This is a genomic window from Shouchella shacheensis (assembly GCF_001484965.1).
GTDB lineage: Bacteria > Bacillota > Bacilli > Bacillales > Bacillaceae_D > Shouchella > Shouchella shacheensis.
In genome coordinates, this window is sequence record NZ_KQ947394.1 from 204,335 (window position 1) to 216,562 (window position 12,228).

The window sequence follows — 12,228 nt, forward strand, 5'->3', positions numbered from 1 at the left end:
GCTACAGCCTCTCGATAATCGTTGCGTTCGCCATCCCGTGCCCCTCGCACATCGTCTGCAGCCCGTATCGTCCTCCCGTTCGCTCCAGCTCGTGCATCATCGTGATCATTAACCGCGCGCCACTTGCTCCTAAGGGATGGCCAAGCGCAATCGCCCCGCCATTCGGGTTGAGCTTTTTGGGATCGGCACCGGTTTCGTGCAGCCAAGCAAGCGGGACAGAGGCGAACGCCTCATTCACTTCATACATGTCGATATCATCGATCGAGAGGCCTGCCTTTTTCAGCACTTTTTCCGTCGCCGGAATCGGTCCTGTCAGCATGAATGTCGGATCGGAGCCAACCACAGAGCGGGCAACGACTCGAAAACGAGGCTTCAACCCAAGTTCCTCCGCCTTTTCGCGAGACATAAGCAGGAGTGCTGCGGCTCCATCACTGATTTGACTCGAGTTTCCAGCCGTTACGCTTCCGTCTTCTTTAAAGGCGGGTTGAAGTTCAGCTAATTTTCCATGCGTCGAATTCTCTCTCGGCCCTTCATCCTCTTTGATGGTCGTTTTCGTTCCATCTGGAAGCGTCACTTCTAAAGGCATGATTTCCCGGACGAAGCGCCCGTCACTTCTTGCAGCCACAGCTTTCCCATGGCTTTCCAGTGAAAACGCATCCATTTGCTCGCGACTGATCCCCCATTTACTTGCGATCAACTCTGCCGATAACCCCTGGTTGATGATTTCATACGTTGAGGTCAATTCCTCACTCATCTTCGCTCCTTGCACATTCGAAAACATCGGGGCACGGGACATACTCTCAACCCCGCCAGCGACCACAACATCCATGTCCCCACTCATAATCGCCTGGGCAGCGAAATGCACCGCCTGCTGGCTCGAGCCACATTGACGGTCAATCGTTGTGCCGGGCACCTCAATCGGATAATCAGCAATCAACGCAGCTAGCCTTGCAATATCGCCAGCCTGCTCCCCAGATTGGGTCACACAGCCAAAAATTACATCTTCGACCTCTTCAGGGGAAACCCCCGCTCTTTTCACCACTTCTTTTAACGGCTTCGCACCGAGTTCCGCGGCATGGATGCCACTTAACGCTCCGTTTCGCTTACCGACGGGTGTTCTGACCGCCTCTACAATCACAGCTTCACGCATATGCATGTTCCTTTCCCCTCTGTTTTTTGATTACACCGCTACAAATACATCTGTATTGGAGGTCAGTATTTTCTGTTCGTTTTGATTCTTGATCACTACGTCTATCGTTAGTAGCCCACGCTTTCCATTTGACGCTTGTTTCTTATCAACGACTGTGAACTCGCCTGTTAATTGGTCGTTTGGTCGCACAGGAGCCTTCCATTGTATTTCTGCTCCAACGCCTCCTAGACAATCGCTGCCAAGGATATCCTTTCTCACCCACTCCGCCCAGACAACGGCCAGTGAATGAAATCCCGAGGCAATCAATGATCCATATGGACTCTCTTTGGCAGCCTCTTCATCAATATGAAAGTACTGTGGATCATATTTCTCCGCGAATTCAATAATCTCCTCTTTTGTCACGGTAACAGTTTCAGTGACATAGTGATCTCCAATGGAAAACTCCTCAAATTTCATTCAGATCGCCTCTCTACAGCCCTATATTTTTGGCAATAATCCCTTTCATAATCTCATTGGACCCTGCATAAATCGAGTTAACAGCGACATCACGATACCTTCTCGCAATCTCGTATTCTTCCATGTACCCGTACCCGCCATGCAGTTGCATACACTCCCCCGCCACTTTCTTTGCGAGGTCCGTGATCCACCATTTGGCCATCGAAACCTCATTGACCATCTCTTTTCCGGCGATATGATCATCAATGAGTTTATTGACAAACGTTCTTCCGATTTGAATTTCCGTTTTCATTTCAGCGATTTTAAACTGTGTGTTTTGAAACTGGCTGATGCTTCGCCCAAACGCTTTTCGTTGTTTTACGTAGTCAATCGTTTGATCTACCATGACTTCAGCTGCTGTAATGCTCGAAATCGAGACCATTAAGCGTTCTTGCTGCAGCTTTTCCATTAAATAATAAAAGCCTTTGTTTTCCTCCCCGAGCATGTTGGCAGCAGGAACACGGACGTCCTCGAAGATCAATTCGCTTGTGTCACTCGCATGCTGGCCGACTTTCTGCAGCTTTTTTCCCTTTGAAAAGCCCGGGGTGCCGGCTTCTACCACAAATAGACTGATTCCTTTGTGAGGCGGGGTGGCCTTAGGGTCTGTTTTACAAACCACCACCACAAGGTCTGCATAGAACCCATTCGTGATAAACGTTTTCTCGCCGTTCATCACGTAGTCATCGCCATCTTTGACAGCCGTCGTTTTGATTGCGGCTAGATCGGACCCTGTCCCTGGTTCTGTCATCGCAATCGCCGAGATCAAATCCCCGCTGATTGCTCCAGGCAACCAGCGTTTCTTCTGTTCTTCTGTACCAAAGGTTTCAATGTAGGGAATGACAATGTCGTTATGAAGGCCGATTCCAACAAGTCCTGCACCAACCTTATCGAGTTCTTCACTGATGACCACCGCGTAACCAAAATCAGCGTTTACCCCTCCATATGCCTCCTCCACTTGCGGGCAAAGATAGCCTTGTTCGCCCGCCTTTTTCCAGAAAGACCTTGGCACTTGCTTGTTCTCTTCCCACTGGTCAAAGTAAGGCACGGCTTCCTTTTCAAGAAACTTGCGCAAGGACTGACGAAAAATATCATGTTCTTCACTTAGGTAAGGTGCTTCCATATGGGAATCCTCCTTTGGATGTCGTTACTTCGGCTGCATCCGAATCGCCCCGTCCAGGCGAATGGTCTCGCCATTGAGCATCGGATTTTCAATGATGCTTTTGGCGAGTTGGGCATACTCCGCTGGATAGCCAAGTCTTGATGGAAACGGTGTCATTTCTCCGAGTGCTTGTTTGGCTTTATCCGGAAGGCTCGCAAACAGCGGTGTTTCAAACAGACCAGGAGCAATCGTCATCACGCGGATGCCAAGCGTGGAAAGATCCCTCGCGATCGGCAATGTCATCCCGACGATTCCCCCTTTTGAAGCACTGTAAGCAGCCTGACCGATTTGGCCGTCATAAGCGGCAACCGAGGCCGTATTAATGATGACCCCTCGTTCTTGCTCATCATTGATATCATTTGTACTCATCTTCTCAGCAGCGAGGCGAATGGCATTAAAGGTACCGATTAAATTCACCTCGATGACGTTTGAGAAAGAATCCAATTGATGCACACCTCTCTTCCCGACGGTCTTCTCAGCACTGCCAATTCCAGCGCAATTGACGAGAATGTGAATGAAACCTAATCGGTTGACCGCCTGACTCAGCGCAGCCTCCACGCTGGACTCATCCGTGACATCCGTTTTCACAAACATAGCGGCCTCCCCTAGCTCCTCGGCCAGTTTCCATCCCCTTTCTTCTGCTAAATCAAGAATAGCAGCTCTGCCCCCCTGTGAGATGATGTTTCTTACAGTCGCTTCGCCAAGGCCTGACGCTCCTCCTGTTACGACGGCCACACTCTGTTCAATGTTCATTGCTGATGCCTCCCTTAACAAGAATTCTTAGTAGATACTTAGAAACGTCCTCGGCCATTTCCGATTGGTCTTTTTCTCCTTCCACTGTATACCATTGCGTCACCCAGTTCATGGCTCCTAACATAATGTTTCTTACTACTTTTATGTCCGAGGAAACAAATTCACCCCTTACAATTCCCTCTTCAATCATTTGATCGAAGCATTTCTCATAATCATTCCTTAACGTCAGAATCTTCTCCAACTGCTGGGTTGAAAACGATTGTTTTGGATTCAACATCATTTCAAACCCAGATCGTTCACTGATGAGGTACTCGATGTGAACCTTCACCGCCCTTCTTACCTTTTCAATTACAGGCAAGTGCTGCCGTTGAACTGCTTGAACATTTTTAATGCTTTGTTCCAAGAGCATTTCTTGCCCTTGAAATAACAAATCCTGTTTATCTTTAAAATAGTAGTAAACCGAACCTTTCGTCATCAGAAGCGTCGATGCGATTTCCTCCATCGTCGTCCCGTGGTAGCCTTTTTCAGCTAAAATGCTCATGGCCGAACGGATGATTTCCTCTTTTCTTTTGGCGGTTTTCCTTTCGCGAAAAGACAATGGGTGTTCACTTCCTTTATGTAATTCATGCTGTAAACGTTACCATCATTCTAGTGATTCATTTTTTGACTGTCAAGTTAATTTTCTAAAAGTTCAGGACGAATATCTATTTAATTAAACGTTTGATTAAACGTTCCGTAACGTCTTTCAATATAGGTACCGGATCTAGAAACGTTGAATCTTTGAGAGGTTGCACAATTATACCTGCTGCCACCAAAAAGCTCCCCGGTCGCTTATGACCGGAGAGCCCCACGCCTATTGATTAACGTTCGTAATTCACCTTTTCCTCCACACTATGATCCTGCTTATGAATCACAAGGTGCGTCCCTTTGTTACGGGCAATTTCACGGCCGCGTTTGACGGCTTCTTGCTTATTCTCATAAACTTCCGCCGGCTTTTTCGCTCCTTCCGCTTGAATCGCCCAACCGCCGTCCGGGTGAGGCGTCACAAATTGCGGCTTTTCCATCAGCTCTGGTCGGCTACTTGGATCCCGCTCCTCATCCGGGCTCGTGTCTGCACTCTCGAGAAACTGCTGGATTTCCTTTTGGCTTGCATTTTCATGCCATTCTTTTGCCTGCTCTGTCGCAATGGGAATCGCTCGTCCCTCGTCATATCCATCACGAACCATGGCATTCGCTATTTTTATCGCTTTTTTACGGACGCTTTTGTCGAGGTTTCTATAAGAAGATGGGTAATCATTCATGGTCCAAGGCATCTTTTGTCCTCCCCCTTTCTAGTACTTTTACCTCCTATAGCCGAAATGGGGAGGTGCCAAACGTGAACGAACAGGATGCTAGAATGACTTTGAAAAAAGTTACCGCATTTCGCTTAACAAGCCTACACCCGCTTGACGCAACATGTCTTTGCTTATCGTCATTCGGACCGTTAGCAACGGATTGACTACTTGGCACACTTCCACATCTGCCGAAGCACTTAATAGCATTATGGCTTCATGATAAGACAAGGAGGAGTGATCGCGTACGTGGGACGCCAATTCTTTCACCGCTCGCTTCACACATGCTTGAAAGGAATCCCCAGAGGAAATGACGGACACCGATTGTTCATCCTCTAGCCATGGCAGATGTACGGCTTTCTTTTCAACACTCAACGTGACCGTCACATGCGCGGCGGCTTCTACCCCTGTCACGCCTACTTCCCCGTCGCCCATCGCGGCATGGATGTCTCCTAATGCAAAGAGGGCGCCGGGAGCTTCTACCGGGAAGTAGAGCGTGGCTCCTTCCGTAATTTTCGTGTTGTCCATGTTTCCACCATGATCGCCAGGCGTGCCGCACGGAACCGCTTCTCCCTTTGGGGCAACGCCGATGACGCCAATCATCTTCCGGAGGGGAATCGTAATTGCATCATTAAACTGGACGCCTTCTTCTGTAATCTCCATCACTCGTGTCTCGAAAGATTCGACCTCATCGCCTAATACGCCAAGGTCCGGGCTTACCGCCATCACGCCTTGCGGTGCCAACTCAATTTTTTCAATCCTTACTCTCAGCCGATCCCCTGGTTCCGCCCCTTCGACATAGATTGGGCCTGTCGCTGGGTTCACAGAGGCCCAGTCGATCGCATCGTACGTGGATTTTTCATCCGTCACTTGATTGGTGAAGGCATCATAGGTCTCCAACCGTACCGTGCTTCCTGACGATACTGTTGCCGCCACCTCTGCGTCTTTTGCAAAACTGTAGATGAATGTTTCTTTGTTCACTTCTACCATTTGCTATCCCTCCTCATTTCATTGAAAATTTCTTCATCTCTCCCTATCATAGCAGAACAGAAAGGGCAGGGTACGACTATTTTATTTGATGGCGTTCGCGCGTTGTTGGAAAGGCACCTTTGATTAAAGAGTACAATCCCCCCCATCCATAAAGAACGGTGCAAAGGACCCTCCTTTGCACCGTTTTTTTATAGCAACACAGCCTCTTCTTGTTTCAACGTTTTTCCTAAAAACTTCGCGACTTCAAGCATGCCAAAGACATTCGCTCGTTGTTCTGCTTCCGAGTTGTAATTGGTATTCGTGTTGATGTCATACGTGTAGAGGGCGCCGTTCTCATCTCGGATGCATTCAATCCCTGCAATTTGGATGCCGTTCGCTTTCAGCACGGACGCATACTTCTCCAAAATCGGTTCATTGAACGCCTCAACAATTTGAAACTTGGAGGTGGTTTCCTCTCCGACCGGGCAAAAAAGATCGCCGATCGAACAAGCATCCGCCGGGCATAGTTCAAAGCCTCCCGAAGTGTCCACTTGCACAGCATACATAAACGTTCCTCCAACAAATTCACAGCGCGTGATATACGGTTCTGGGGCTTGAATATACTCCTGTAAGAGAGTGAGGCCATCCACAGGTTCTTCAAAGTCGTCACTTTCAACGTAGGCTTTTAGGGCGGACACATCCTGAAACAGTTGAACGCCGAGCCCTTTTCCTGCACGGTTATGCTTTGTAATAAAGGCTTGTCCATCAAACGAGGCGGCGGCTCGCAGCAGTTCCTCTTTGCCGACAGCGACGATGGTTTTCGGAGTGCGAATGCCGTGTTTTTCAAGTTCCATGTATTGGACAACCTTGCTTACTTCTAGTTGCAGCGCTCGTTGATTGTTAATGACCGTTCGGCCATGGCGCTCCAACCAGGTAAGTACCGCATCTGCTAACTCAGGAGCAAAACGATGGCCTCTCGTATGCGCTGAGGCGCTCATACGACTGTAAAATACTCCTTCTGGTGGTTCTTGGCTCAGGTCGATCGCCCCTGAACCGAGATGCCACTCTTCATACGGCAGGCCGAGCTCCTCCAGACGCTGAAACAGCGGCTCGGTCCATTCTTGATTTTCGTGAATGACATAGATTTTTTTCATCGGAATCTCTCCTTACGCAAACGTGTTGGTGTAGTTTCGCAGCTTTTCTACAAGTGGCATGACCTCTTTAGAGAAGCGCTCCATTTCCTCATATTGAGGGGAGCACTGCAAGAGCAGTAAATCCAACCCGACCTTTTCGTATTCAAGAACACGTCGGGCAATTTGCTCGGGTGTTCCGACCAGCTGTGGACGCAGGCCGCGGTTGGAGACCGAATAATCCTGCAGCTTGATTTGCTGTTCCAGCTGCGATTTGCTTGTAAAGTCGTTATACCCTGCGTACGCATCCGATTCTTTGACGTCGGTAATTCGCTTAAGTTCCGCCTCAGCTTCTGCCTCCGTATCGCGGCAAATCACATACGCGGCCATTCCAAACGAGGAGAAAGGCGGATGAGTGGTGGCGGCACGGCGTTTTTTCATGTCTTCAATCTTTAGGCCGACTTCTTCCACCGTGCCCCCGTGCATCACATACGCATCACACGTGGCCGCAATCGTTTCCTTGCCTTTCTCGCTCTCGCCCCCTGCGTATAAAATGGGGTGAGGCCGTTGAACGGGCTTTGGCGCCAACTTGGCATTTTCCACTTGATAATACGTGCCATCATACGAAAACGTCTCCTCGTGCCACAGACCTTTCAACACATCGAGAAATTCCTCAGTCCGCGCATAACGCTCATCATGTTCGGTAAACGCCCCTCCATATTGACGCGCTTCCTCTTCCCACCAAGCAGAGACAACATTGAGAGTAAAGCGGCCATTGCTAATCTGGTCCAAATTTGCGGCCATTTTCGCCGCCACCGCCGGGTTATGAAAGCCCGGGCGAATGGCCGACATGATCTCGATTTTCTCTGTCACCGAGGCGAGCGCTGCCGCCGTCGTCCACGCTTCAAGCGCGTCCTCGCCGGGTCCTTTAATATCATTTAAATAGAGTTCTGCAATTAAGGTCGTGTCGTATCCCCATTGTTCTGCTGCTTGAACGACTTTTTTTGCATACTCAAACGTCGTTGGCATTTGTTCATTCTCCACATTGCGTAACCATCCGCCAAAAATCGGCAACCAAAATCCGTATTTCATATGGCCGTTCCCCTCCCTCTTTCAGTAAATGTCTGTGCTGTACACTCAATTCTTTGCTCTGTTAAAGAAAGAACCCTTTGACCTCTTTCAGAACAGCATCGCTCTACTAGACCTGTCGCTCTCCCCGATGTCTGAATAAGAGCAATCATTAAGATAAGGTAATCGTATCAGGATAGTTAGATTAAAGCAATTGCTTCGTTAGACGAAAGAAAAAATGTCGTCAGGAACACGGTAAATGGTAGGGAAACAACGGGTTTCTATTGCTTTGATTTCGTAGTATACTAGAAATTAGGAGGTGAGTGCTGGTATGAACAATAACACAGCCGCATACGATTTATTGTTTAAAATGCACCGCATGCTGGTGAGGCATTACCGGGTGCCTGATGAAAGCAAAGATTCGTACAAGCTAACCATTGCGCATGTGCTTCATATGTACAGCAACCGATTCCCCCCCGAACTTGCATCTGACCTCAAGAAAACCAACTATGTCCGCAACCGTGTCTGCCATTTTTCACCGATTTCTAATGCTGATTTGCTTTTAGTAGAAAAAACAGCTTCTCGCATCAAACGAATGACCGAGAAATCTCCGTTTAAGTCTGGGCTTTATTTCTAAGGGTCTGACGAAGCGCATCCTAGGGGCTACGCTTGACGTGAGATTCACACGGACGACCCACCTTGTCTGGTCGCTTCTATCGAGGCGGCCACTATCTATGAATAATGTTCAACCTCAGTCGTCAACGACCTTTTCCAAGAAAATCCCCTCCCGAAAACCTCCTCTCTTATTTGCTTTTTCCTTTCGAACTCGCTCAACATCTACGATGGATGCTTCATGCACAGAAGCCAATGCTCGCATCACCTCAAGTACATCCGCCAGCTCCTCTACCGCCTCTGTGTTCGTTTCAGCTTCTATGTATTCCTGAACTTCTTCTAAGAGTTTCGCGCGCAATTCCTGCTTGTATTCTCCTAGAGCCAACGTACGCGTGACAGGCGTTTTGCCCGCCTTTTCAATCAATTCCGGAATTTGATCGCGCACGAGTTTGTTGTGTATCGGCATAGCGGTCCTCCTTGGTTCAATCTGTATCCACTCACTTTTCAAGAAAGAAAGTGTCATCGCTGGTTGGCATCTTGAAACTAATCACTCACAATAGAGAGACTTCGATTTACTAGCTAAACTAACGGCACAAGGCAAGGAGGGGTAATGTGTGGGGACTTTTCATTGTCATCATTTTGCTCGTATTCGTCTTTGATTTTTCCAAAATCCGGGATCAAAACAAAGAGATGATTAATCAAAACAACAAAATCATTGAATTACTGGAGAAAATGAACAGTAACAGCGAGAAAGAGAACTCTTGATGCGTGCTTTGTTAGATAAACAAAAGCAAACTCACCGCCGTAACTGATGCTCGAAGTACGTTTCTTATTTTCACTTCCAAGCATTGTCTTCCTAAGATGACTGCTATTATTTTACGCAATAACGTTCGTACTGACAATCCCTTCCCGAGCTGCTGAAGCGCGCAAAGAGCTTCTTCTTTTCAAACAGCATTGGCGAATTTCCATTTAAACAAATGTTTAACACATTTTCGGGCATTCTACTCCTAGATGCAGTTTTCCTTACTCTGCTGCAAGGAGGCGTTCATCCTATGGAAAAAGCTGATCAAGCCAAAGTAAGCCCCGTGTTTTACTGGACCATTGGGATTATGATTGTTTTCATTTTAACTGGTGTTTTCGTGCCAAACCTGTTTGAATCCATGACAGAAACGGCTCAATCGTTTATTTCTACTTTTTTTGGTTGGTACTACTTGATTGTTGTCACGCTTTTTCTGGTGGTCTGCCTCGTCTTTGTGGTCAGTCCTTACGGGAAAATCAGACTCGGAAAGGAAGACGACCGGCCGGAGTATAACTACCCCACGTGGTTCGCCTTTCTTTTCAGTGCAGGACTTGGCGTAGGCCTCCTTTTCTTTGGCGCGGCTGAACCGATTGCTCATTATGCGCTTCAATCGCCCACGGCTGTGGAAGGCACGGAGGAAGCGGCGATGGAGTCTTTACGATTTGTGTTCCTTCATTGGGGCTTTCACGGTTGGAGCATTTACGCGATTGTCGCCATCTGTCTTGCCTATTTCAACTTTCGCAAGGATAAACCCGGGTTGATCAGTGCGACGCTCTCACCGCTTTTCAATACAGACGGGGCTCTTGGGAAGGGGATTGACGTTGTTGCGATTGTCGCCACGCTTGCAGGGATCGCCACCACCCTCGGGTTCGGCGCCGCTCAAGTGAACGGCGGAATTTCCTTCTTAACAGATTTGCCGAACAGCTTTTGGATGCAAGTGGTTGTTATTGCGGTCATTACCGTATTGTTCCTATTTTCATCGAGTACGGGCCTGGATAAAGGGATACGTATTCTTAGTAGTGTGAACATGATACTCGTGTTTTTGCTGCTTCTGTTCTTTATGGTTTTCGGTTCGACACTCTTTTCCCTGAACCTGTTTACAAACACGCTGGGCCGGTACGTTCAAACCCTGCCAGAGCTTAGCTTTCGCATTGCACCAACCAACCCGGAAAGTCGAGAGTGGATCAACGCGTGGACGCTGTTCTACTGGGCCTGGTGGATGGCCTGGTCTCCCTATGTTGGCACGTTCATTGCCCGTGTCTCCAAAGGGCGCACGCTCCGAGAATTCATCATTTTCGTCCTGATTCTCCCCTCAGTAGTCGGATTCATTTGGTTTTCCTTTCTTGGCGGGACGGCGATTTCCGTCGAGTCGGAAGGCCTTGCGATCATCTCTTCTCTTGCTGAAGAGGAAAGACTGTTTGGCGTGCTCGCAACGATGCCAATCAGCACCATTACCTCTTACGTTACACTCTTTTTGGTCGCTTTTTTCATTGTGACATCTGCCGATTCTGCGACATTTTTCCTCGGAAGCCAGTCAACCAACGGCTCATTAAATCCGCCCACCCGAGTGAAGATGACATGGGGCGTTCTAATGTCGCTTACCGCTGGTGTGCTTCTTTACAGCGGCGGTCTTCAGGGCTTGCAAAATGCGATGATCCTTGTGGCGTTTCCCTTTTCCATCATCATGGTGCTAATGGTCGTGGCCCTTTTCAAAGCACTGAGACTAGAAAATACGAAGGAACAAGTGAAGAAGAGACGCGAGAACAGAGAATGGAGACAGTGGAGAAAGAAACAAGACCGCGAGGAAAGACGAAACAAGCATAGGCGGAGGCGCCAAGGGATGAAGGATAAATGAATGCTCGAAGGCAGCCCATTGATACCTGTCATTATCTCTTATGCGTATTGGTGGGAGTTTTAGTACAAAACCGAAATGCGCAGGCGGGGGCCACAAATCTCGAAGCTCCTACCCGCCTGCGCTAGACAAAAAAAGAAGCCTTCCAGAACAGGAACAGCTTCTTCCCAAGCAACTACCGACTCCTCAACTTCCGTAGCAATCTCAAAATCTCAATATAGAGCCAGATCAGCGTCACCAGCAGACTAAACGCGCCGTACCACTCATAAAGCTTCGGCGATCGGTTCCTCACGCCTTTGGCAATGTCATCAAAATCGACAATCAGGCTAAACGACGCCACCGCCACGAAAACAACGCTTAGCGCAATTCCAAGCGGCGTCGATTCATGCAAGTGCGGAACGTGAAAACCGACGAACCTGCCAATTAGCGAGACCACGTACACGAGGAAAATCGCCGTTGTCGCAACCGCAATGCCCGTGCGCAGCTTTGGCGTTGGACGAATGATTTTAAATCTGTATAGAAGCAGCATCGCCGCGCATACCGCAAAGGTCACGTAGACAGCTTGCAGAACAATCCCGTCAAACTGGGCTTCGTATCGAAACGAAAAAGCTCCAATGAATCCCCCTTTACAAATCACATAAATAGGGGCTGTGAACGGCACGATTCTAGGCGCAAAGATGGAGGCGAGCATCATCACAAGCCCAGCGATAATCCCTCCCCAAATAAATACTGGAATGAGTTCGGGTTGTTCGGAAACTGTACTCCACGCGAACGTCGCCACGGCCACTGTAACCGCGAGCAAAAACATCGCGCGGTGAAGCGTCCCATTTAAGGTCATGACCTTTTCACCCGATGCCGCACGAGCGCGGAATGGATGGGTCGATAAACTCGGGTTGCCGGATCTCATGTT

Annotated in this window: 14 protein-coding genes; 3 read left to right on the forward strand and 11 right to left on the reverse strand. The window is 48.6% G+C overall.

What is annotated here, in order from left to right; translation table 11 throughout:
* Position 1: 1 nt before the first annotated feature.
* The 9 genes from AVZ68_RS03240 to AVZ68_RS03280 form a co-directional block, all read right to left on the reverse strand.
* Positions 2-1,150, reverse strand: coding sequence for a thiolase family protein (locus AVZ68_RS03240; protein ID WP_059103209.1), 1,149 nt, complete (start codon positions 1,148-1,150; stop codon positions 2-4).
* A 30-nt stretch (positions 1,151-1,180) separates the two neighbouring features.
* Entirely contained in the window at positions 1,181-1,606 is a 426-nt protein-coding gene (locus tag AVZ68_RS03245; RefSeq protein WP_059103111.1) for a MaoC/PaaZ C-terminal domain-containing protein, read from the reverse strand.
* 13 nt (positions 1,607-1,619) lie between these two features.
* Entirely contained in the window at positions 1,620-2,765 is a 1,146-nt protein-coding gene (locus AVZ68_RS03250; RefSeq protein WP_059103112.1) for an acyl-CoA dehydrogenase family protein, read from the reverse strand.
* Positions 2,766-2,789: 24 nt separating this feature from the next.
* Positions 2,790-3,557, reverse strand: a complete 768-nt coding sequence (locus AVZ68_RS03255; protein ID WP_059103113.1) for a 3-hydroxyacyl-CoA dehydrogenase — start codon at positions 3,555-3,557, stop codon at positions 2,790-2,792.
* Entirely contained in the window at positions 3,547-4,155 is a 609-nt protein-coding gene (locus AVZ68_RS03260) for a TetR/AcrR family transcriptional regulator (protein WP_059103114.1), read from the reverse strand. Before AVZ68_RS03260 ends, AVZ68_RS03255 begins: the two co-directional genes overlap by 11 nt.
* 262 nt (positions 4,156-4,417) lie before the next feature.
* Positions 4,418-4,870, reverse strand: coding sequence for a DUF2188 domain-containing protein (locus AVZ68_RS03265; protein WP_059103115.1), 453 nt, complete (start codon positions 4,868-4,870; stop codon positions 4,418-4,420).
* Positions 4,871-4,969: 99 nt separating this feature from the next.
* On the reverse strand, positions 4,970-5,878 hold the full coding sequence (locus AVZ68_RS03270; RefSeq protein ID WP_059103116.1) for an acetamidase/formamidase family protein: 909 nt from the start codon (positions 5,876-5,878) through the stop codon (positions 4,970-4,972).
* Positions 5,879-6,066: 188 nt separating this feature from the next.
* On the reverse strand, positions 6,067-7,011 hold the full coding sequence (locus tag AVZ68_RS03275; RefSeq protein WP_059103117.1) for an ATP-grasp domain-containing protein: 945 nt from the start codon (positions 7,009-7,011) through the stop codon (positions 6,067-6,069).
* Positions 7,012-7,023: 12 nt separating this feature from the next.
* A complete protein-coding gene (locus AVZ68_RS03280; RefSeq protein WP_059103118.1) occupies positions 7,024-8,079 on the reverse strand; it encodes an LLM class flavin-dependent oxidoreductase in 1,056 nt (351 codons plus the stop codon).
* Positions 8,080-8,386: 307 nt separating this feature from the next.
* Here AVZ68_RS03280 and AVZ68_RS03285 point away from each other — a divergent pair, with 307 nt between their 5' ends.
* Complete coding sequence (locus tag AVZ68_RS03285; protein ID WP_059103119.1) at positions 8,387-8,692, forward strand: hypothetical protein; 306 nt, start codon at positions 8,387-8,389, stop codon at positions 8,690-8,692.
* Between the two features lie 114 nt (positions 8,693-8,806).
* On the opposite strand, the gene AVZ68_RS03290 is transcribed toward AVZ68_RS03285, so the two are convergent.
* The gene (locus tag AVZ68_RS03290; protein WP_059103120.1) at positions 8,807-9,133 is read right to left on the reverse strand and encodes a nucleoside triphosphate pyrophosphohydrolase; all 327 of its coding nucleotides are present in this window, start codon (positions 9,131-9,133) and stop codon (positions 8,807-8,809) included.
* 146 nt (positions 9,134-9,279) lie between these two features.
* Here AVZ68_RS03290 and AVZ68_RS20455 point away from each other — a divergent pair, with 146 nt between their 5' ends.
* Together AVZ68_RS20455 and AVZ68_RS03295 are read left to right on the forward strand one after the other, a co-directional pair.
* Positions 9,280-9,432 carry a hypothetical protein gene (locus AVZ68_RS20455; RefSeq protein WP_180316665.1) on the forward strand — a complete coding sequence of 51 codons (153 nt, stop codon included), beginning with the start codon at positions 9,280-9,282 and terminating at the stop codon, positions 9,430-9,432.
* A gap of 287 nt (positions 9,433-9,719) precedes the next feature.
* Complete coding sequence (locus tag AVZ68_RS03295; protein ID WP_059103121.1) at positions 9,720-11,321, forward strand: BCCT family transporter; 1,602 nt, start codon at positions 9,720-9,722, stop codon at positions 11,319-11,321.
* A gap of 172 nt (positions 11,322-11,493) precedes the next feature.
* Here the strand turns inward: AVZ68_RS03295 and AVZ68_RS03300 are convergent, their stop codons facing one another.
* Entirely contained in the window at positions 11,494-12,225 is a 732-nt protein-coding gene (locus AVZ68_RS03300; RefSeq protein WP_059103122.1) for a Bax inhibitor-1/YccA family protein, read from the reverse strand.
* Positions 12,226-12,228 lie beyond the last annotated feature (3 nt).

Excerpts from the sequence above, each read along its gene's own strand:
- AVZ68_RS03240 (WP_059103209.1), bottom strand. The coding sequence starts at position 1,150 with ATGCGTGAAGCTGTGATTGTAGAGGCGGTCAGAACACCCGTCGGTAAG.
- AVZ68_RS03245 (WP_059103111.1), bottom strand. The coding sequence starts at position 1,606 with ATGAAATTTGAGGAGTTTTCCATTGGAGATCACTATGTCACTGAAACT.
- AVZ68_RS03250 (WP_059103112.1), bottom strand. The coding sequence starts at position 2,765 with ATGGAAGCACCTTACCTAAGTGAAGAACATGATATTTTTCGTCAGTCC.
- AVZ68_RS03255 (WP_059103113.1), bottom strand. The coding sequence starts at position 3,557 with ATGAACATTGAACAGAGTGTGGCCGTCGTAACAGGAGGAGCGTCAGGC.
- AVZ68_RS03265 (WP_059103115.1), bottom strand. The coding sequence starts at position 4,870 with ATGCCTTGGACCATGAATGATTACCCATCTTCTTATAGAAACCTCGAC.
- AVZ68_RS03270 (WP_059103116.1), bottom strand. The coding sequence starts at position 5,878 with ATGGTAGAAGTGAACAAAGAAACATTCATCTACAGTTTTGCAAAAGAC.
- AVZ68_RS03275 (WP_059103117.1), bottom strand. The coding sequence starts at position 7,011 with ATGAAAAAAATCTATGTCATTCACGAAAATCAAGAATGGACCGAGCCG.
- AVZ68_RS03280 (WP_059103118.1), bottom strand. The coding sequence starts at position 8,079 with ATGAAATACGGATTTTGGTTGCCGATTTTTGGCGGATGGTTACGCAAT.
- AVZ68_RS03285 (WP_059103119.1), top strand. The coding sequence starts at position 8,387 with ATGAACAATAACACAGCCGCATACGATTTATTGTTTAAAATGCACCGC.
- AVZ68_RS03290 (WP_059103120.1), bottom strand. The coding sequence starts at position 9,133 with ATGCCGATACACAACAAACTCGTGCGCGATCAAATTCCGGAATTGATT.
- AVZ68_RS03295 (WP_059103121.1), top strand. The coding sequence starts at position 9,720 with ATGGAAAAAGCTGATCAAGCCAAAGTAAGCCCCGTGTTTTACTGGACC.
- AVZ68_RS03300 (WP_059103122.1), bottom strand. The coding sequence starts at position 12,225 with ATGAGATCCGGCAACCCGAGTTTATCGACCCATCCATTCCGCGCTCGT.